We start from the raw sequence: 17,566 nt of genomic DNA, 5'->3' as shown, positions 1-17,566 counted from the left end.
ACCGGATCCGCGGCGTTCGCCGGGACGGTGACCATTCGCCACCATGACGTGACGTCCGGGATAGGTTGGCTCCCTGCCGTTGAGGACATGGCTTTGACGAACACACGACGTATTGAGTGGTGAGCTAAAGGTGAGCATCGACCATCAGGCCATCGAGGCGACACGCGAGCGGATCAAGGCGGAGCATCTCAGGGCGCACCGCCCGCCGAGCAGCGCGAGGGGGCTGCACCACTTCGCGCTGATCTCCTCCGACGTCGAGACGACGATCGCGTTCTACCAGGACCTTCTGGAGTTCCCGCTGACGGAGATCTTCGAGAACCGCGACTACCGGGGGTCGAACCACTTCTTCTTCGACATCGGCAACGGCAACCTGCTCGCCTTCTTCGACTTCCCCGGCCTGGACCTCGGCCCCTACAAGGAGGTCCTCGGCGGGCTCCACCACGTCGCCATCTCGGTCGATCCCTCCACGTGGGAGCGCCTGCGGGGCAAGCTGGAGGCGGCGGGCGTTCCGCACCAGGTCGAGAGCGGCGCGTCGATCTACTTCGCCGACCCCGACGGGGCCCGCCTGGAACTGCTCGCCGACCCCCTCGGCGAGATGTACGGCTCCCGCGTGCTCTGACGGCTCTCCCGCCTCCGGCCGCCCACGCCTTCCCCCTCGCTCTCGCTCTCGCCCATCCCCGTCCCCGTCCCGTCCCCGTCCCGTCCCCGTCCCCGTCCCGTCCGCTCCGTCTCCGGCTCGCCCCCGTCCGGCGGAGGCCGGGAGAGCGGGACGCGGGCGCCTCGCGGCCCGGCGGCGCGCCGGGGTGGGTCGCGGCACGCCGATGGGCGTCCATACTTGGGGCATGCGCCTATCGGATTTCTGGAAGCGGATGAAGTCACACTTCGGCGACCAGTACGCCGAGTCGTGGGCCCGCGACTACGTCATCGCCGATCTCGGCGGCCGGACCGTGATCCAGGCGCTGGCCGAGGGAGTCGGCGCCAAGGAGGTCTGGCACGCCGTGTGCGGGGTGACCGACGTCGCGCCCAGGCTCCGCTGAGAGCCGGTGAGCACGCGGCCCGGTAAACGGGCCGGAGAGCATGCGGCCGGGTAAGCGGAGAGCCGGAGAGCGTGAAGGGCCGCTCAGGACGGTTCCGTGAGCGGGGCGAGGAGCTTCTCCACCGAATCGGCCGCCCGCGCGGGATCGTCGGCGCTCTCCTCACCGTCCGGTGCCCACAGAAACAGCCAGCCGTCCCTGACCGGGGTGGCGAAGACTATGGTCTGCCGACGGCTGTCCGGATGCCACACCCACAGCACCGGGGCGGCGCCTCCGAGGGTGCGGCTCGCCAGCCCTCGTTGTCGCAGCTCGGCGGCGAGGGAATCGAGATGGGCTAGACGTTGCTGCGTGAACGTGTTGGGCACGTCGGGCACCTCGGGTCGTTTCCCCTCAGGATCACTCCAGGTCAACCCGGTGACAACAGGTCCTGGGCAATTCTTGGAAATGTCGCCTCCCGGATGGGGTCCGCATCTCCCGAAGCCGTGGCCCGCCGGCCTGCCCGGCCGTGTCCGGTCGTGCGCGGGGGGACTCCGCGGCGGTTCGTGACTCCCGCAACGTATGGTGCCAACGGGCGGCGATCGAACAGTCGTTCGGCTATATTGAACAAGCCACCACTCTTGGCGTGCCCTCCCGAAATTGTCGGCGGCACCCCGTAGCTTTCTGGCAACCGATCCAACCCGCGACCCTTCAGGGGGCTCCCATGGCAGCTAACGACCGCGAGAAGGCGCTTGAGACCGCACTCGCTCAGATCGAGCGGCAGTTCGGCAAGGGCTCGATCATGCGCCTGGGCGACGAGACCCGGGCGCCCATCGAGGTGGTTCCCACCGGCTCCATCGCGCTCGACGTGGCCCTCGGCATCGGCGGCTTCCCGCGCGGCCGCATCGTCGAGGTCTACGGTCCCGAGTCCTCGGGCAAGACCACGGTCGCCCTGCACGCGGTGGCCAACGCCCAGCGTGGTGGCGGCATCGCCGCGTTCATCGACGCCGAGCACGCGCTCGACCCGGAGTACGCCCAGAAGCTGGGCGTCGACACCGACGCGCTGCTCGTCTCCCAGCCCGACACCGGTGAGCAGGCGCTGGAGATCGCCGACATGCTGATCCGGTCCGGCGCCGTCGACCTGCTGGTCATCGACTCGGTGGCGGCCCTGGTGCCCAAGGCCGAGATCGAGGGCGAGATGGGCGACAGCCACGTCGGCCTCCAGGCCCGTCTGATGTCCCAGGCGCTGCGCAAGGTCGCCGGCGCGCTCAACAACACCGGCACCACCGCGATCTTCATCAACCAGCTCCGTGAGAAGATCGGCGTCATGTTCGGCTCGCCCGAGACCACGACCGGTGGAAAGGCGCTGAAGTTCTACGCCTCGGTCCGCCTCGACATCCGCCGCATCGAGACGCTGAAGGACGGCACCGAGGCGGTCGGCAACCGCACCCGGGTGAAGGTCGTCAAGAACAAGATGGCCCCGCCCTTCCGCGTGGCCGACTTCGACATCCTCTACGGCGTCGGCATCTCCCGCGAGGGTGGCCTGATCGACATGGGTGTCGAGCACGGCTTCGTCCGCAAGTCCGGCGCCTGGTACACCTACGAGGGTGACCAGCTCGGTCAGGGCAAGGAGAACGCGCGAAACTTCCTCAAGAGCCACCCGGACATGGCGAACGAGATCGAGAAGAAGATCAAGGAGAAGCTCGGCGTCGGCCCGCGCGTCGACAGCCCGGCCGTCCCGTCGCCCGTCCCTGCGGCTTCGGCCCCGGCCGCCGCTTCCGGCCGCGCGTCCGGTGCCGCTTCGGCTCCTGCCGCGTCCGGTCGCGGTTCCAAGGCCGCCGCTGCCCCCAAGCCGGGTGACGCCTGAATCCGGGCTGATCGATGACCACGGGACCTGACTCCGGTCCGGCCGGCGAGGCCGGGCCGAGAGACTGGGGAGCCTGGCCCGACGAACCTCGGGCGGGTTCACCGAGCCGGCGCGGGCGCGACCATGACCACGGTTCGTCCGTCGCGGAGGGAGGCTTTCGCGAGGAAGCCGCGGACCCGGCGAGTGACGGGCCGCGAGGCCGGAAGAAGCGTGCCTCACGGCGTGGGCGGCGGTCCGGGAGCGCTGCCCCGGGCTTTCTCTCCGACCGATCCGACGGATTCGACGGACTTGGCGGACCTGACGGAATTGACAGATCCGGCAGGTCCGGCGGACGCGGCAGGTTCGGTGGGCGTGACGGGTCCGGTGGACGTGACGGGTCCGACGGGTCGGCCGAGGGGTCTCGGGCGAGCCGGGAGGCCGGATCCGATCCGCAGGCGGTTGCCCGGGGCATCTGCCTGCGGCTGCTGACCATGGCGCCGCGCACCCGGGCCCAGCTCGCGGAGGCGCTGCGCAAGCGCGAGGTGCCCCAGGAGGCGGCGGACGCCGTGCTGGAGCGCTTCTCCGAGGTCGGGCTCATCGACGACGAGGCGTTCGCCGCGGCATGGGTGAGCTCGCGTCACGCCGGGCGGGGTCTCGCCAGAAAGGCCCTCGCCTCGGAGCTCCGCCACCGAGGGGTGGACGAGGAGACCGTGAAGGAAGCGGTGGATCGGCTCGATCCCGAGGAGGAGGCGGAGACCGCTCGTCGCCTCGTGCGGCGCAAACTCTCCTCGACCCGGGGTCTGGAGCCCGCGGTCAGGACCCGCAGGCTTGCCGGCATGCTCGCCCGCAAGGGATACGGCCCCGGCCTGGCATTTCGCGTGATCCGTGAAGTGCTGGAGGACGAAGGGGCGGAAACATCGCCATTCGCGGAGGATCAGGGCTATCCACTCGACTAGTCCAAAGCAGCTTTGACAGCGGGTCTTTGCTTGCTCGTTACCTCTCTGACGCTTAATCTCAACGACAGTGAGGAGTTACTCCGCGCAGTGCGGATTGTCATAGCGGTGTAATACGGACAAGCAGGCTTGGCGGATGAGGACGGGACGACGGACCGGCGGGAACAGCCGGTGGGTGATCCCCTCTGGGTTCACTTCTGTCCCGACGGTGCCGTCTCTTGAGCTTTCCGTGCCGTGCGTGTGACCCCTCGTGTGCCTGATATTTGCGACGCGAGGAAGGTGAGGCGCGCATGGATCCGGTCGTGGTCGTCATGTTGACAGTGGCGGTTATGGCTCTCGCCGTGATGACAGCCGTGCTGGTCGTGTTGCTGCGTCGTGTCGGCGGAGCCGGGGGCCCGAAGGGTCCCACGCCTGAGCAGGAGGCCGAGGTTCAGGCCCACCTGGAGGAGGCCAGACGCGAGGCCGCCGACATCCGGGCGAAGGCCCAGGACGACGCCGGAGAGCTGCTGCGCAAGTCGGAGGCGGCGATCGAGGCGGCGGCCGAGATGCGCAAGGAGGCCGAGGCCGAGGGCAAGATCCTGAAGTACGAGCTCAAGGAGCTCCGGTCCGACCTCGAACGCAGGGAGAACCGGCTCGCGGAGCGCGAGCAGCGTCTCGACGAGGAGGCCAGGCGCCAGGCCGACCGGGCCCGCAAGCTCGCCGAGACGGAGACCGAGCTGGCCGACCGCCGCGAGGATCTCGAACGGGTCGCCGAGGAGCGCAAGACCATCCTGGAACGGGTGTCCGGGTTCACCAGCGACCAGGCCAGGGCCGAGCTGGTCAGGGAGATCGAGAACCAGGCGAAGCGCGAGGCCGCTCTGATCATCAGGGAGATCGAGGGAGAGGCACGCAAGGAGGGCGAGAAGCGCGCCACCAAAATCGTCACGTTGGCGGTCCAGCGGGTCGCCACCGAGCAGACCGCCGAGTCCGTGGTGAGCGTCCTGCATCTTCCCGGTGACGAGATGAAGGGGCGCATCATCGGCCGCGAGGGCCGCAACATCCGGGCCTTCGAGTCGACCACCGGCGTCAACCTGATCATCGATGACACGCCGGAAGCCGTGTTGTTGTCGTGTTTCGACCCGGTCCGCCGCGAGACCGCGCGGCTCACCCTGGAGAAGCTCGTCCTCGACGGCCGCATCCATCCGCAGCGCATCGAGGAGGCCCACGATCGCAGCAAGGCCGAGGTCCAGGAGCTGTGCGTGCGTGCGGGCGAGGACGCCCTGGTGGAACTCGGCATCACCGACATGCATCCCGAGCTCGTCACCCTCCTCGGCCAGCTCCGTTACCGCACCTCCTACGGCCAGAACGTGCTGGGCCACCTCATCGAGTCGGCCCACATCGCCGGCATCATGGCGGCCGAGCTGCGACTCGACACGACGCTGCTCAAGCGCTGCACGCTCCTGCACGACATCGGCAAGGCCCTCACCCACGAGGTCGAGGGCAGCCACGCGCTCATCGGCGCCGAGATCGCCAGACGATACGGCGAGCACGAGGACGTCGTCCACGCCATCGAGGCCCATCACAACGAGGTCGAGGTCAAGACCGTCGAGGCCGTCCTCACCCAGGCCGCCGACGCGATCAGCGGCAGCCGTCCCGGCGCCCGCCGCGAGTCGCTGGAGGCCTACGTCAAGCGGCTGGAGCGCCTTGAGGAGATCGCCACCTCCTACGAGGGCGTCGAGAAGGTCTTCGCCATGCAGGCGGGCCGGGAGATCAGGGTCATGGTGAAGCCAGACGCGGTCGACGACATCCAGGCCCAGGTGATCGCCCGCGACGTCGCCAAACAGGTCGAGGAGGAGCTCACCTACCCCGGCCAGATCCGCATCACGGTCGTCCGCGAATCGCGGGCCACCGAGTTCGCCCGCTGATCCCGCCCAACGGGCCCAATCCGCCGACCCCGCTGTGCGCGCCGAACCAGCCCAACCCGCCGACCCCGCGGAATCCGCCGAACCGGGGAGCACGCCGATTCGCCCGGTTCGCCGACCCGCCCGGCAACCCGCCGGTCCACCTGGCCTCTCGCTCAGGAATGGAAGATCTGCTGGTAGAAGGCGAGCTCGGTGGCCAGGGCCGCGCTACGGGTCTCGGCGCGGCGGAAGCCGTGGGCCTCCCCCTCGAACGTGAGGTAGGTGCAGGGAACGCCGCGTTCGGCGAGCGCGTCGGCGAAGGCCTGTGACTGCGCCGGAGGGACCACCGGGTCGGACAGGCCCTGGAGGAGCAGCATGGGGCAGCTCACCCCGGCCACCCGGCCGACGGGTTCGCGCGAGGCGTACAGGGCGGGGTCCTCCGGGCCGATCAGCCACTCGACGTAGCGCGACTCGAAGTCGTGGGTGGTCGCGCTGAAGTTGGCGAGCCCGCTCACGCCGTAGTAGGAGACGCCTCCGGCGAACGCGTCGGACGCGCAGCAGGCCGCCATGACCGTCCAGCCGCCCGCGCTACCGCCCCGGATCGCGATCCGCGCCGGGTCGCCCAGCCCCTCCGCGGCCAGCCACTCGGCCGCGGCGATCGCGTCCTCGACGTCGACCACGCCCCACTGACCGCGCAGCCGCTCGCGGTAGACGCGGCCGTAGCCGGTGGAGCCGCCGTAGTTGACGTCGAGCACGCCGATGCCCCTGCTGGTGAGGAACGTCTTCTCCAGATCGAGCGCGCCGACGCTGTTCCCGGTCGGCCCGCCGTGCACGAACACGACGTACGGCGCGGGGCCCTCGCCGCGCGCCACGGGGTTGGACGGGGGGTAGAGGAACGCGTGGACCTCGCGCCCGAACCGGCTCTCGAACTCCACGGGCCTGGCGCGCGGCAGGTAGCCGGGGTCGGGCAGCTCGTTGACGTCCCGGCGGAGCTCCTCCACCCGCCCGGTCACGGTGTCGACCCGGACGATCGACCGGGGCAGCGCCGGGCCGTACCCGATCCCGACCACGGCACGCCCGTCGGTGGCCAGCACCACCTCCCAGCCGTCGTAGGGCACGTCCAGGTCGCTCAGTACGCCACTGTCCGGGTCGAGAACCCCCAGCCGCAGGTCGCCCCGCCCGTGCAGGACCGCGAGGCTCCCGTCGTCCATCGGCGCGTACGGCACCGCGCCGAGCTGCCACAGCGGCCCCGCGAACTCCTGCTCCGCCGGGTGGAGCGCCTTCGCCGAGGCGCCGTGTATCCCGACCAGGTAGAGGTTCCACCAGCCCGACCAGTCGGAGACCAGGTACAGGTGCTGCTCGTCACGCCACCGCGGGGCGAGCACCGATTCCGAGATGCCGCCCTTGACCTTCCAGGACGTGCCGTCGGCGAGCCTGGAGATCCACAGCTCGGTGCCGTTCCACGGCATCCGGGGGTGGTCCCAGCAGACGAAGGCCAGGTGCTCGCCGTCGGGGGAGACGGTGGGGGAGGCGTAGAAGTCGTGCCCTCCGGCCCGCTCGCGCGGCTCGCCCTCGCCGGACAGCGGGATGGACACGATCGACCGGCTCACCCGGCCGCCGTCGTGGCGCTCCCTGACGCACCAGATCTGCCCGTCGTGAAGGATGAGGTCCGCGTAGCGCAGGGCCGCCGGCTCCTCGGGCTCCGGTGTGAGCGGCCTGGGCTCACCACCGGTGGGCAGCAGGTAGAGACGCTGGTCGACGAAGTTGGCGAACACCACGCCCTCGCCGGGCACCACCGCGTACGACCGCCCGCCGTACTCGTGGACCCTGGTCCTGGCGCTCCACGGTGCGCTCAGCAACTCGCGCTGGGCGCCGTCGGCGCCGCGGTGCACGATGGTGGTCCGCCCGCCCTCGGCGGGACGGTCCTCGGTCCACCAGACCTCCTCGCCGAGCACCGTCGGGTATCCGAGGCGCAGCCCGGAACGGGCCACGTCGGAGGTGGAGACCGGCGACGGCCAGGTGGCGTACGGCAGGACGACCTGCTCGGGGGACATGGCGCAATCCTGCCCGATAACCCGCCGCGTGTCGCCGGTATCACGCTCGCGTCACCCGAGATATGCCGCCGGTGAACCGCGCGAGCCGTGAGATCGGGGGGAATGATGAGGTGAGAGCCGTTGGTCCGGTCTCCGCCATAAGCCGACCTGCGGATGTTTTCTCACCCGACTGGCACGCGGAAGGGCGGCCACCGGATCCGGTGACCGCCCTTCGGCTGCCGTGCTTCTACGGTGCGGGGGTGGTGGGGGTTCCGAGGCCGCCCTCGACCGCCGTCGGCGAGTCGGGCCGGGCGATCGGCTTGGCCGCGGTCTTCCTGCTGCGACGGCTCCGCCTCTCCAGCCAGGTGGCGACGGCGCCCACCATCACGTTGATGATGATGTAGATGATCGCGATGACGATCACGGCGGGAATGATGTTGTTGAAGTTGGAGGGCAGCACGCGCGCCCCCGCGTTCAGCAGGTCCTCGAACGACACGATGAAGCCCAGGGCGGTGTCCTTCAGGAGCACCACCAGCTGCGCCACGATCGCCGGCATCATGACCGTGACCGCCTGCGGCAGCAGGATCATCCGCATCACCTGGCCCGGACGCAGGCCGACCGCGAGCGCGGCCTCGCTCTGCCCCCGGGGGATGGACAGGATGCCCGCCCGTACGATCTCCGCCAGCACCGAGCCGTTGTACAGGACCAGGCCGATCACCACCGCCCAGAAGGGCGTCACGGTGAGCCCGAAGACCGCGCTCCCGCCGAACATCACCGCGAAGATCATGATCAGCAGCGGGATCGCCCGGAAGAACTCGACGACCGCACCCGAGGCGCGGCGGATCCAGGCGTTCGCCGAGAGCCGGCCGATGCCGAAGACGAACCCGAACGGCACCGCGATCAACGCGGCCACCGCGGCGGCGCTGAGCGTGTTGACCAGGCCGGGCAGGATCAGGTTGATCCACACGTCGCCGCGCAGGAACGGCGTCCACAACTCGGCGCTGAGCTGGTTCTTCTCGCCGAGCTTGGTCACCATCACGTACACCGCGAACAGCACGGCGAGGATGACCAGCACGGTGAGCACGTTGTTGCGTATCCGGGCCTTGGGGCCGGGAATGTCGTACAGGACGCTGACGCGGTCGGAACTCTCGACGCGCCGCTTGCGCGCCGGGGGCCGCTCGGTGGTGACCGCGGTCATCGGACCACCGCCAGGCGCTTGGCCAGCCAGCCGAACAGCAGTCCGGTCGGCAGGGTCAGGATCAAAAAGCCCAGCGCGAACCCGGCGAAGATCTGGATGACCGCGTCGCCGTGCGCCTCGAACAGCGTCTTCATGGTCAGGGACGCCTCACCCACCCCGATGGCCGCGGCGATCGTGGTGTTCTTGGTCAACGCGATCAGGATGCTGCCCAGCGGGGCGATCACCGCGCGGAACGCCTGGGGCAGCACGATCAGCCTCAGGTTCTGGCCGAACGTGAGCCCGATGGCGCGGGCCGCCTCCGCCTGGCCGACCGGGACCGTGTTGATCCCGGCCCGGATCGCCTCGCAGACGAACGCCGCCGTGTAGGCGGACAGGCCGATGATGGAGAGCCACAGGTAGTTGACGGACAGGCTTTCTGAGAACGAGACGTCCAGGACCAGGCCGAGGCCCAGCCCGCAGAACACGATCACCAGGGTCAGCGGGGTGTTCCGCAGGACGTTCACATACGTCGTGCCGATCCCGCGCAGGACCGGCAGCGGGCTGACCCGCATGCCCGCGAGGATCGTCCCGAGCACGAGCGCCACCAGCCCACTGGCGAGGGTGAGCCGGATGGTCAACCAGAAAGCGTCCAGAATGATCGGGAATTCATCGAAGAGTGCCTGCACTCATCCCTCCAGAGGTCACAGGCCGGGGCGTCCGTACGCCCCGGCCGAGGTGTGACCGAATCAGTAGCGCTCGACAGCCGGCGGGGTGGTGAAGAACTTCCCGAACTCGCCGAAGTTGGCGTCGATGGCCTTCTTCCAGCTGCCGTCCGTGAACATCTTCTCGACGGCCGCGTTCACCTTGTCGCGGGTCTCCTTGTCCTCCAGCTTCAGGCCGATGCCGTACTTCTCCTCGGAGAAGGGCTGGCCGACGAGGCGGAACTTGCCGGGGGACTGGGTGGCGAAGCCGGCCAGGATCGTCGCGTCGGTGGAGATCGCGTCGACCTGCTTGTTCTCCAGCAGAGGCAGGCAGGCGCCGTAGCCCTGCTGCTCGGTGAGGAAGCCGCTCTTCCACTCGTCGCCGAACTTCTCGACCAGGCGGGCGGGGGAGGAGGAGCCCTGGGCGCCGCAGACCTTCTTGGTCTTGAGGTCCTCGACGCTGTTGATCGTGGTGTCGTCCGCCCGGGTCAGGATGTCCTGGCCGGTGACCAGGTACGGGCCGGCGAAGGAGACCTTCTTCTTGCGGTCGTCGGTGATCGAGTAGGTCGCGATCACGGCGTTGACCTGGCCCTGCTGGATGAAAGATTCGCGGTTGGCCGAGATGGCCTCCTTGAACTCAATCTTGTCGTCCGTGTAGCCGAGCTCCTTGGCGACATACCGGGCAACGTCGACGTCGAATCCCTTGAAGGAGCCGTCGGGCTGCTTCTGCCCGAGACCGGGCTGGTCGACCTTGATGCCCACGACGAACTTGTCGCTTCCGCCGCCGGCGTCGTCGCCGCACGCGGTCAGACCGGCCATCGCCGCCGCGGCTGCGATCACCACGGCTCCAATACGACGTACACGCATTCTTGCTACCTCGTCTTTCATCAGGGACATATCAGGGATGAGCAGAGCCGTCAGTGAGTGAGGATCTTGGAGAGGAAGTCCTTGGCCCGGCCGGTCCTGGCGTTGGTGAAGAACTCCTCGGGGGTGTTCTCCTCCACGATCTGGCCCTCGGCCATGAACACCACGCGGTTCGCCGCGCGGCGGGCGAAGCCCATCTCGTGGGTGACGACCATCATCGTCATGCCCTCCTGGGCGAGGCCGATCATGACGTCGAGCACCTCCTGGACCATCTCCGGGTCGAGCGCCGAGGTGGGCTCGTCGAACAGGATCATCTTGGGGTCCATGGCCAGGGCGCGGGCGATCGCCACGCGCTGCTGCTGGCCTCCCGAGAGCTGCGCGGGGTACTTCGACGCCTGGGCGCCGATGCCGACCCGCTCCAGCAACTCCATGCCCCGCCGCTCCGCTTCGGCCTTCGCGATGCCACGAACCTTGATCGGCCCGAGGGTGACGTTCTCGAGGATCGTCTTGTGCGCGAACAGGTTGAAGGACTGGAACACCATCCCGACCTCGGACCTGAGCTTGGCCAGGGTCTTGCCCTCGGCCGCGAGCGGCTGCCCGTCGAAGGTGATGGTTCCCTCGTCGATCGCCTCCAGCCGGTTGATCGTCCGGCAGAGGGTCGACTTGCCGCCGCCCGACGGGCCGATGACGACGAGGACCTCGCCGCGGGAGATCGTCAGATTGATGTCCCGAAGGACGTGCAGGCTGCCGAAGTGCTTGTTGACACCTTCGAGCACGACCAGAGGAGTCTTGTCCCCGTTCTCCGTCATGGTGGACAACGTAATTCTGTAAAGGGCACCTGAGGCTAACCCTGCGGTACCGATCAGATCACGGCCTGCTCACACCTTGATCATCAAATCCTGCTCAGGGCCTCGGGGTCAACCCTGAACGCGAACGGTTCCGTCAGGTTCACGGTCGTTCCGGTGGCGACGCGGTGGACGAGCTGGTAGTCGTCGTTCTCGTCGAGAGCGTACGTGAAAATCACCGGAAGCTCGTCGGATCCCTGCCCCCGGAAGGGTTTCATCTCGACGCGCCAGAAGTGAGGGATCCCGGCCTCCGCGTACTTCACCGGCTTGATGATCCGATCCACGGCCGTGGTGGACCTGGAGACGATCTCCACGACGAGGTGGGCCCATTCCGGGTCGACGACCTGGGCGCCGTCGCGGATCGGTTTCCGTTCCACGACCATGACGTCCGGAATGACGCCCGGCCGGGAGTCCAGGAGGAGCCCGGTGCCGGTGACGACCATCAACTCCTCGGGGGCGGAGTCCTCCAGGAACCGGCGGAGCCGGTCGCCGATCCACTGATGCTGGGCGGATGGGGCAGGAGACACGATCAGGCTCCCGTCGATGAGCTCGTAGCGGCCGCCGTCATCGCGGGAGTTGAGCTCGAACCATTCGTCGATGCCGAGTTCGCCGGGTGTCTCCCAGAAGCCCGCCGCCGGGACCGCGGTGTTCTGCGGCTTCTTGCGCGGCTTCTTTACGGGCTTCTTGGCCTTCACCGGGGCCTCCGAGGTCTGCACGAGCATCGCCACCGTGGCTCACCACTCTCAGCTGTCGGTCGAGTCCTAATTCTCGCATGCGGCTTTGGAGCCCCACCTTAGCGAGAGAATTGACATTGGGTGACCGATCGATTACCCGGAGTTCGAAGGGTCGAGGGCGTACCTGAAGGTTCGGCGGAGCGCCTACCCTTGTCGTGAGATGACTGCCACCGTGGAGAGCGCCCGCACGTACGAGGTCCGTACCTATGGGTGCCAGATGAACGTGCACGACTCCGAGCGCCTGTCGGGCCTCCTGGAGGACGCCGGATACGTCCCGGCCGCCCAGGGGGAGACGGCCGACGTGGTCGTGTTCAACACCTGTGCCGTACGGGAGAACGCCGACAACAAGCTCTACGGCAACCTCGGCCACCTGCGCCCCTCGAAGGTGGGCAACCCCGGCATGCAGATCGCCGTGGGCGGCTGCCTGGCGCAGAAGGACCAGGGAGAGATCGTCCGCAGGGCGCCCTGGGTGGACGTGGTGTTCGGCACCCACAACATCGGCTCGCTGCCGGTGCTGCTGGAGCGGGCGCGCGTCCAGCAGGAGGCCCAGGTCGAGATCAAGGAGTCCCTGGAGACCTTCCCGAGCACGCTGCCGACCAAGCGCGAGTCCGCCTACGCCGCCTGGGTGTCGGTCTCCGTGGGGTGCAACAACACCTGCACGTTCTGCATCGTGCCCGCCCTGCGCGGCAAGGAGAAGGACCGCCGCCCCGGCGACGTTCTCAACGAGGTGCGCACCCTGGTCGACCAGGGTGTGCTGGAGATCACCCTCCTCGGCCAGAACGTCAACACGTACGGCGTGGAGTTCGGCGACCGGCTGGCCTTCGGCAAGCTGCTGCGGGCCTGCGGCGACGTCGAGGGCCTGGAGCGGGTCCGCTTCACCAGCCCGCACCCGGCGGCGTTCACCGACGACGTCATCGCGGCGATGGCCGAGACGCCCAACGTGATGCACCAGCTCCACATGCCGCTGCAGTCGGGCTCGGACCGGGTCCTCAAGGCCATGCGCCGCTCCTACCGGGCCGAGCGCTACCTGGGCATCATCGAGCGGGTCCGCGCGGCCATGCCCGACGCGGCGATCTCCACCGACATCATCGTGGGCTTCCCCGGCGAGACCGAGGAGGACTTCCAGGCCACCCTCGACGTGGTGCGCGAGTCGCGGTTCGCCAACGCCTTCACGTTCCAGTACTCCATCCGGCCCGGCACGCCCGCCGCCACCATGGAGCACCAGGTTCCCAAGGAGGTCGTGCAGGAGCGCTACGAGCGGCTCGTCGCCCTGCAGACCGAGATCTCCTGGGCGGAGAACAAGAAGCAGGTCGGCCGGACGCTCGAGGTGCTGGTCGCCGAGGGCGAGGGCCGCAAGGACGAGGCGACCCACCGCATGTCGGGGCGGGCCCCCGACAACCGCCTGGTGCACTTCACCCCCGGTGCCGAGACCCCGCGTCCGGGTGACGTGGTGAGTGCCGAGGTCACGTACGCGGCACCGCACCACCTGGTCGCCGACGGCCCCGCGCTGAGGCTCCGCCGTACCCGCGCGGGCGACGCCTGGGAGGCCCGCCAGGGCGCCCCGGCCGGAGCCGGTTCCGGGGTCATGCTGGGCATGCCCTCGATCGGCCGTCCCGCCCCGCTCCCGGAGACCTCGGGCTGCTCCGTCTCCTGAGGTTCCGTCCTTCGGATGCCGCACCGGAAGTACCTCTCCCGATTTTTTCCTTCGGGTGAGGTCTTCCGGCGTCTTTTCCGAAGGCGCTCCCCGGCGTGGCGCGGGCCCATGATCGAATCCTTGGAATCCCCGGTGGCGGCGGCGATTCCGGCGCCACCGCCGTCCCTGCCAGGGGGTATGCGCACGGGGCCGCCGCGGCTTCCCCGAAGAATGATATTTCGTGATTCGCCCGTGATTGATGTGCGAGCATTTCCCCACTGTGACTACTGTGGTTCGGCACCCTCGGAAGCCGTGGAGGTTTCCCCCCGAGAGCCGCAGGGAGTTCTTCCTCATGCACGTCCCTCCATCCCCGGGCAGTCCCGGAGAACCAGAGATCCTCGTCGGCCCCGCCGACGGGCCCAAGAAGCCTCGCAAGCGCAAGCCCCAGCGGATGAACGGCCTGGCCATAGCCGTCTTCTCCGTCCTCGCCGCCGCCCTCCTGGCCGGGGGCGCCGTCTTCGCCTTCATGAACGCCGGGGGCGACGACCCCCGGGTGCCGCCGGCGCCGGACAGCGCCCAGGAGCCCGCGCCGGACCAGAGCCCGCCGCAGGCCACGAAGCAGAAGCCGGAGAAGGGGGCGGACGCCGCCTCCGGAGCCGATGACACGTCCACCGGAGGCGGCGGCACCGACTCCGGCACCGGCACCGGCACCGGCGGGGCGGACGAGAGCGAGCCCGGAGCCGAGTCGGCCGCAGGGAAGCCCTCGAAGGACAAACCGTCGAAGCAGCCGCAGAGCAGTCAGCAGCCGCAGGACTCCGGCACCGACGACCCCGCCGGCTACGTACATCCCCAGGGGCCCGTCGGCGGCTACTGACCGAGATCGGAAAGCCGCACGTCTCCGGTCCGCCGGACACGTCCGGCGCGCGGGGCACGGTGAGCGGATCACCGTGCCCCGCCGCGTTCCGGTAGCCCGCAAGCCGCTGTCCCGCACGGCCGTTCTCGCCGCGAGCCGCGAGCCGCGAGCCGCGAGCCGCGAGCCGTGAGCCGCGAGCCGTGAGCCGTGAGATGGCGGGGCGGCGAGATGGCGGGGCGGTTCCCGGAGAGGGCTCCGCCGGCTTCCCGGAGAGGGCTCCGACGGCAGGGCTCCGTTAGTCTGGCGAGGTGCTTGTCGCCGCGGCCGTGTGCCCGCATCCCCCGCTGCTGGTCCCCGAGCTGGCCGGGACCGCGGCCGCGGAGCTCGACGACCTCAGGGCGGCCTGCGCGGCCGCGGTCGGGGCGTTGCGCGACGCCGGTGCCGACGAGATCGTGGTGGTGGGAGGCGCGGACCGGACCGCGGCGTACGGCGCGGACGCCGCCGGGAGCCTCGCGCCCTGGGGCGTCGACGTCCGGAGCGGCCAGGGGGAGCCCGTCCTGCCGCTGTCCCTGACGATCGGCCGCCGGCTCCTCGAAGGAGAGCACCTGACGGCCTCGGGATTCCACGCGATCTCCTTCGACGCGACTCCTGGGGAGTGCGCGGCCCTGGGGGAGCGGCTGGCGGCCACGGCCGGTCGCGTGGCGATGCTCGTCATGGCCGACGGCTCGGCCCGCCTCACCGAGAAGTCCCCCGGATACCTGGACCCTCGCGCGAAACCGTACGACAGGACGATCGTCGAGGCGCTCGCCCGTGGCGAGGTCCCGGCGCTCGACCCCGGCGAGGCCGCCGAGCTGTGGGTCGCGGGTCGCGCGGCCCTGCAGGTCCTCGGCGGGTGCGGGAGCGCCCTGCGCGGTGAGATCCTCTACGACGACGCGCCCTACGGCGTCGGCTACTTCGCCGCCCGCTGGACGGAGTGATCCCGCCCGCAGTGGTTACGGTGGCGGGAGAGGACGGTGCCCGGGGCACCGGGGACGACGAGTTCGCGAAGGGGACACGAGGCCGATGGCGGGGAGCGTGGCGTTCGGGAGCGTTCCGACACCGCTGGGGGACATGGCCGTCGCCGTGACCGAGGACGGTGTGGCGAGTGTGGGCTGGGAGGAGCCGTCCCGGTTCAGGGCCCGCCTGCTCGAACGGCTGGGGCTGGAGGAGGCGGACGACCCCGGCATGACGGCGGCCGTGCTCGGCGAGCTGGGCGACTACTACGCGGGCAGGCTGAAGGTCTTCGGGGTTCCGGTGGACTGGCGGCTGACCTCGCCGGTGCAGCGCAGGGTGCTCGGCACGCTCTACGAGACGGTCCCGTACGGCAAGGTGGTGACCTACGGGGAGCTGGCGGCCCGCAGCGGGACGGGTGTGCCGGCGCGGGCCATCGGGTCGATCATGGGAGCCAACCCGGTCCCCGTCATCGTGCCGTGCCACCGGGTGGTCGCCGGGAACGGGCTCGGCGGGTTCAGCGGAGGCGACGGCGTGGAGTCGAAGCGCTGGCTGCTCACCCTGGAGGGCTACCTGCAGCCGATGCTCGACTGGGACTGACCGGGGACCGGGGCCGGGAACTGTGATCGGCCTCGCCGACCGCCTACGGCCCGTAGGGCGGCGGCGTGGTGCCGGGCTGGCCGGGACCGGACGCGCCGTCGTCCCGCCCGGTGGGCGTGGCGCGGCCGGGCGCGGGCGTGGTGCCGGGCCGGCCGGGACCGGACGCGCTGTCGTCCCGCCCGGGCTCGGGTGTCGTGCCCGGTGGTCTGGTGTCCGGTTCGTTGATCTTGTCGGCCATCTCCCTGGCCTTCTGCGCGGCGGTGTCGATGCGCCGGGCGTGTTTTCCGCCCAGCTTCGCCTTGGCGATCCGTTCCGCCTTGTCGATGCCCTGTTTGGCGAGTTCTTCGGTCTTGGCGCCGCCGCCCAGCATGTGCTTGACCTTGTCGAGGATCGACATGGTGAATCCCCCAATTCCGATGCGAGGACGCATCGTTTCTCATCCATACCCGGGGAGTTGGCAGACTTACCCCGTGCCTCAGCTACCCGTCATCGCCGTCGTCGGCCCGACCGCGGCCGGAAAGTCCGACCTGGCCGTGGATCTCGCCCTCGAACTGGGGGGCGAGGTGATCAACACCGACTCCATGCAGCTTTACCAAGGAATGGACATCGGGACGGCGAAACTCTCCGTGGCGGAGCGCAGGGGGGTGCCTCACCACCTGCTGGACATCTGGGACGTGACCAGGGCGGCCAGCGTGGCCGAGTACCAGTCGCTGGCCCGGCCGATCATCGACGGCCTGCGGGCCAGGGGGATCGTGCCGATCCTGGTGGGCGGATCCGGGCTGTACGTGCGGGCCGCCCTGGACGACCTGGAGTTCCCCGGCACCGACCCGGAGGTCCGTGCCCGGCTGGAGGCCGAACTCGACCTGCGCGGCCCCGGCCCGCTGTACGAGCGGCTCCGCGAGCGCGACCCGAAGGCCGCCGAGACCATCCTCCCGGGCAACGGGCGCAGGATCGTCCGGGCCCTGGAGGTCATCGAGATCTCCGGCCGGCCGTTCTCGGCCACGATGCCGTCGTACGACGCCGTCTACGACAGCGTCCAACTGGGGGTGGAGGTGCCCAGGGAGGTGCTGGACGCCCGGGTCGAGGCACGGGTCGAGCACATGTGGCGGGCCGGGCTGGTGGACGAGGTCAGGGAACTGGCAGCGCGCGGGCTCGCCGGAGGCCGTACGGCCAGCCGCGCCCTCGGGTACGCGCAGGTGCTGAGCTTCCTCGGCGGTGAGTGCACCGAGGAGGAGGCGAAGCAGGAGACGGTACGGGCGACGCGCAGGTTCGTCCGCCGCCAGGAGTCGTGGTTCCGCCGCGATCCCCGCGTGATCTGGCTGCCCCAGCGGGAACCGGACCTCCTGGGCCGCGCGCTCGCCGCGATCCGCGGTTGACCGCTCCCCGGACCGGAGACCGGCCGGGGCGGGGCGGCGGGGGCGGACGCGTGCCTGGATAGAGTTGGTCA

18 protein-coding genes are annotated in these 17,566 nt (G+C 69.8%); 10 read left to right on the top strand and 8 right to left on the bottom strand.

All coding sequences use genetic code 11. The features are described 5' to 3' along the window. Positions 1-130: 130 nt before the first annotated feature. Positions 131-619: a VOC family protein gene (locus ACTOQ1_RS23520; RefSeq protein ID WP_344749850.1), complete on the top strand. Its 489-nt coding sequence runs from the start codon at positions 131-133 to the stop codon at positions 617-619. 223 nt (positions 620-842) lie between these two features. Beyond that, entirely contained in the window at positions 843-1,037 is a 195-nt protein-coding gene (locus ACTOQ1_RS23515; RefSeq protein WP_350972642.1) for a DUF3046 domain-containing protein, read from the top strand. 83 nt (positions 1,038-1,120) lie between these two features. Here ACTOQ1_RS23515 and ACTOQ1_RS23510 read toward each other — a convergent pair whose 3' ends face one another. Next, the gene (locus ACTOQ1_RS23510) at positions 1,121-1,399 is read right to left on the bottom strand and encodes a hypothetical protein (protein WP_362677457.1); all 279 of its coding nucleotides are present in this window, start codon (positions 1,397-1,399) and stop codon (positions 1,121-1,123) included. Positions 1,400-1,734: 335 nt separating this feature from the next. Between ACTOQ1_RS23510 and recA the strand changes: the two genes are divergently transcribed. From recA to rny, 3 genes are all read left to right on the top strand, one after another. Beyond that, positions 1,735-2,877 (top strand): recombinase RecA, encoded by a 1,143-nt coding sequence (gene recA, locus ACTOQ1_RS23505; RefSeq protein ID WP_440070165.1) that lies wholly within the window; start codon positions 1,735-1,737, stop codon positions 2,875-2,877. 14 nt (positions 2,878-2,891) lie between these two features. Continuing rightward, a complete protein-coding gene (gene recX, locus ACTOQ1_RS23500; RefSeq protein ID WP_440070164.1) occupies positions 2,892-3,812 on the top strand; it encodes a recombination regulator RecX in 921 nt (306 codons plus the stop codon). 326 nt (positions 3,813-4,138) lie between these two features. Continuing rightward, a complete protein-coding gene (gene rny / locus ACTOQ1_RS23495; RefSeq protein ID WP_440070163.1) occupies positions 4,139-5,713 on the top strand; it encodes a ribonuclease Y in 1,575 nt (524 codons plus the stop codon). 152 nt (positions 5,714-5,865) lie between these two features. On the opposite strand, the gene ACTOQ1_RS23490 is transcribed toward rny, so the two are convergent. The 6 genes from ACTOQ1_RS23490 to ACTOQ1_RS23465 all read right to left on the bottom strand — a co-directional run bounded on the left by ACTOQ1_RS23490 (position 5,866) and on the right by ACTOQ1_RS23465 (position 12,031). Further along, the gene (locus ACTOQ1_RS23490) at positions 5,866-7,743 is read right to left on the bottom strand and encodes a S9 family peptidase (RefSeq protein ID WP_440070162.1); all 1,878 of its coding nucleotides are present in this window, start codon (positions 7,741-7,743) and stop codon (positions 5,866-5,868) included. A gap of 226 nt (positions 7,744-7,969) precedes the next feature. Next, positions 7,970-8,920: an amino acid ABC transporter permease gene (locus tag ACTOQ1_RS23485; protein ID WP_440070161.1), complete on the bottom strand. Its 951-nt coding sequence runs from the start codon at positions 8,918-8,920 to the stop codon at positions 7,970-7,972. Then, positions 8,917-9,585 (bottom strand): amino acid ABC transporter permease, encoded by a 669-nt coding sequence (locus ACTOQ1_RS23480; protein ID WP_440070160.1) that lies wholly within the window; start codon positions 9,583-9,585, stop codon positions 8,917-8,919. Before ACTOQ1_RS23480 ends, ACTOQ1_RS23485 begins: the two co-directional genes overlap by 4 nt. A gap of 60 nt (positions 9,586-9,645) precedes the next feature. Then, the gene (locus ACTOQ1_RS23475) at positions 9,646-10,467 is read right to left on the bottom strand and encodes a glutamate ABC transporter substrate-binding protein (RefSeq protein WP_440070159.1); all 822 of its coding nucleotides are present in this window, start codon (positions 10,465-10,467) and stop codon (positions 9,646-9,648) included. 50 nt (positions 10,468-10,517) lie between these two features. Further along, positions 10,518-11,273 carry an amino acid ABC transporter ATP-binding protein gene (locus tag ACTOQ1_RS23470; RefSeq protein WP_362677441.1) on the bottom strand — a complete coding sequence of 252 codons (756 nt, stop codon included), beginning with the start codon at positions 11,271-11,273 and terminating at the stop codon, positions 10,518-10,520. 83 nt (positions 11,274-11,356) lie between these two features. Continuing rightward, positions 11,357-12,031, bottom strand: coding sequence for a Uma2 family endonuclease (locus ACTOQ1_RS23465; RefSeq protein ID WP_440070217.1), 675 nt, complete (start codon positions 12,029-12,031; stop codon positions 11,357-11,359). 172 nt (positions 12,032-12,203) lie between these two features. On the opposite strand from ACTOQ1_RS23465, the gene miaB reads away from it, so the two are divergent. The 4 genes from miaB to ACTOQ1_RS23445 all read left to right on the top strand — a co-directional run bounded on the left by miaB (position 12,204) and on the right by ACTOQ1_RS23445 (position 16,119). Then, the gene (gene miaB, locus ACTOQ1_RS23460) at positions 12,204-13,697 is read left to right on the top strand and encodes a tRNA (N6-isopentenyl adenosine(37)-C2)-methylthiotransferase MiaB (protein ID WP_440070158.1); all 1,494 of its coding nucleotides are present in this window, start codon (positions 12,204-12,206) and stop codon (positions 13,695-13,697) included. Between the two features lie 331 nt (positions 13,698-14,028). Then, a complete protein-coding gene (locus ACTOQ1_RS23455) occupies positions 14,029-14,550 on the top strand; it encodes a hypothetical protein (protein ID WP_440070157.1) in 522 nt (173 codons plus the stop codon). Positions 14,551-14,837: 287 nt separating this feature from the next. After that, positions 14,838-15,506: a hypothetical protein gene (locus tag ACTOQ1_RS23450; protein WP_440070156.1), complete on the top strand. Its 669-nt coding sequence runs from the start codon at positions 14,838-14,840 to the stop codon at positions 15,504-15,506. An 85-nt stretch (positions 15,507-15,591) separates the two neighbouring features. Continuing rightward, the gene (locus tag ACTOQ1_RS23445) at positions 15,592-16,119 is read left to right on the top strand and encodes a methylated-DNA--[protein]-cysteine S-methyltransferase (protein WP_440070155.1); all 528 of its coding nucleotides are present in this window, start codon (positions 15,592-15,594) and stop codon (positions 16,117-16,119) included. 43 nt (positions 16,120-16,162) lie between these two features. On the opposite strand, the gene ACTOQ1_RS23440 is transcribed toward ACTOQ1_RS23445, so the two are convergent. Next, positions 16,163-16,516: an antitoxin gene (locus ACTOQ1_RS23440; protein WP_440070154.1), complete on the bottom strand. Its 354-nt coding sequence runs from the start codon at positions 16,514-16,516 to the stop codon at positions 16,163-16,165. Between the two features lie 73 nt (positions 16,517-16,589). On the opposite strand from ACTOQ1_RS23440, the gene miaA reads away from it, so the two are divergent. Then, the gene (gene miaA / locus ACTOQ1_RS23435; RefSeq protein ID WP_440070153.1) at positions 16,590-17,495 is read left to right on the top strand and encodes a tRNA (adenosine(37)-N6)-dimethylallyltransferase MiaA; all 906 of its coding nucleotides are present in this window, start codon (positions 16,590-16,592) and stop codon (positions 17,493-17,495) included. The last annotated feature ends 71 nt before the right edge of the window (positions 17,496-17,566 follow it).

Source organism: Streptosporangium sp. OZ121, assembly GCF_051918885.1.
GTDB lineage: Bacteria > Actinomycetota > Actinomycetes > Streptosporangiales > Streptosporangiaceae > Streptosporangium.
This window is presented reverse-complemented; position numbering and strand designations above follow the sequence as displayed.

Excerpts from the sequence above, each read along its gene's own strand:
- ACTOQ1_RS23515 (WP_350972642.1), top strand. The coding sequence starts at position 843 with ATGCGCCTATCGGATTTCTGGAAGCGGATGAAGTCACACTTCGGCGAC.
- recA (WP_440070165.1), top strand. The coding sequence starts at position 1,735 with ATGGCAGCTAACGACCGCGAGAAGGCGCTTGAGACCGCACTCGCTCAG.
- recX (WP_440070164.1), top strand. The coding sequence starts at position 2,892 with ATGACCACGGGACCTGACTCCGGTCCGGCCGGCGAGGCCGGGCCGAGA.
- rny (WP_440070163.1), top strand. The coding sequence starts at position 4,139 with ATGGCTCTCGCCGTGATGACAGCCGTGCTGGTCGTGTTGCTGCGTCGT.
- ACTOQ1_RS23490 (WP_440070162.1), bottom strand. The coding sequence starts at position 7,743 with ATGTCCCCCGAGCAGGTCGTCCTGCCGTACGCCACCTGGCCGTCGCCG.
- ACTOQ1_RS23485 (WP_440070161.1), bottom strand. The coding sequence starts at position 8,920 with ATGACCGCGGTCACCACCGAGCGGCCCCCGGCGCGCAAGCGGCGCGTC.
- ACTOQ1_RS23475 (WP_440070159.1), bottom strand. The coding sequence starts at position 10,467 with ATGCGTGTACGTCGTATTGGAGCCGTGGTGATCGCAGCCGCGGCGGCG.
- ACTOQ1_RS23470 (WP_362677441.1), bottom strand. The coding sequence starts at position 11,273 with ATGACGGAGAACGGGGACAAGACTCCTCTGGTCGTGCTCGAAGGTGTC.
- ACTOQ1_RS23465 (WP_440070217.1), bottom strand. The coding sequence starts at position 12,031 with ATGCTCGTGCAGACCTCGGAGGCCCCGGTGAAGGCCAAGAAGCCCGTA.
- miaB (WP_440070158.1), top strand. The coding sequence starts at position 12,204 with ATGACTGCCACCGTGGAGAGCGCCCGCACGTACGAGGTCCGTACCTAT.
- ACTOQ1_RS23455 (WP_440070157.1), top strand. The coding sequence starts at position 14,029 with ATGCACGTCCCTCCATCCCCGGGCAGTCCCGGAGAACCAGAGATCCTC.
- ACTOQ1_RS23445 (WP_440070155.1), top strand. The coding sequence starts at position 15,592 with ATGGCGGGGAGCGTGGCGTTCGGGAGCGTTCCGACACCGCTGGGGGAC.
- ACTOQ1_RS23440 (WP_440070154.1), bottom strand. The coding sequence starts at position 16,516 with ATGTCGATCCTCGACAAGGTCAAGCACATGCTGGGCGGCGGCGCCAAG.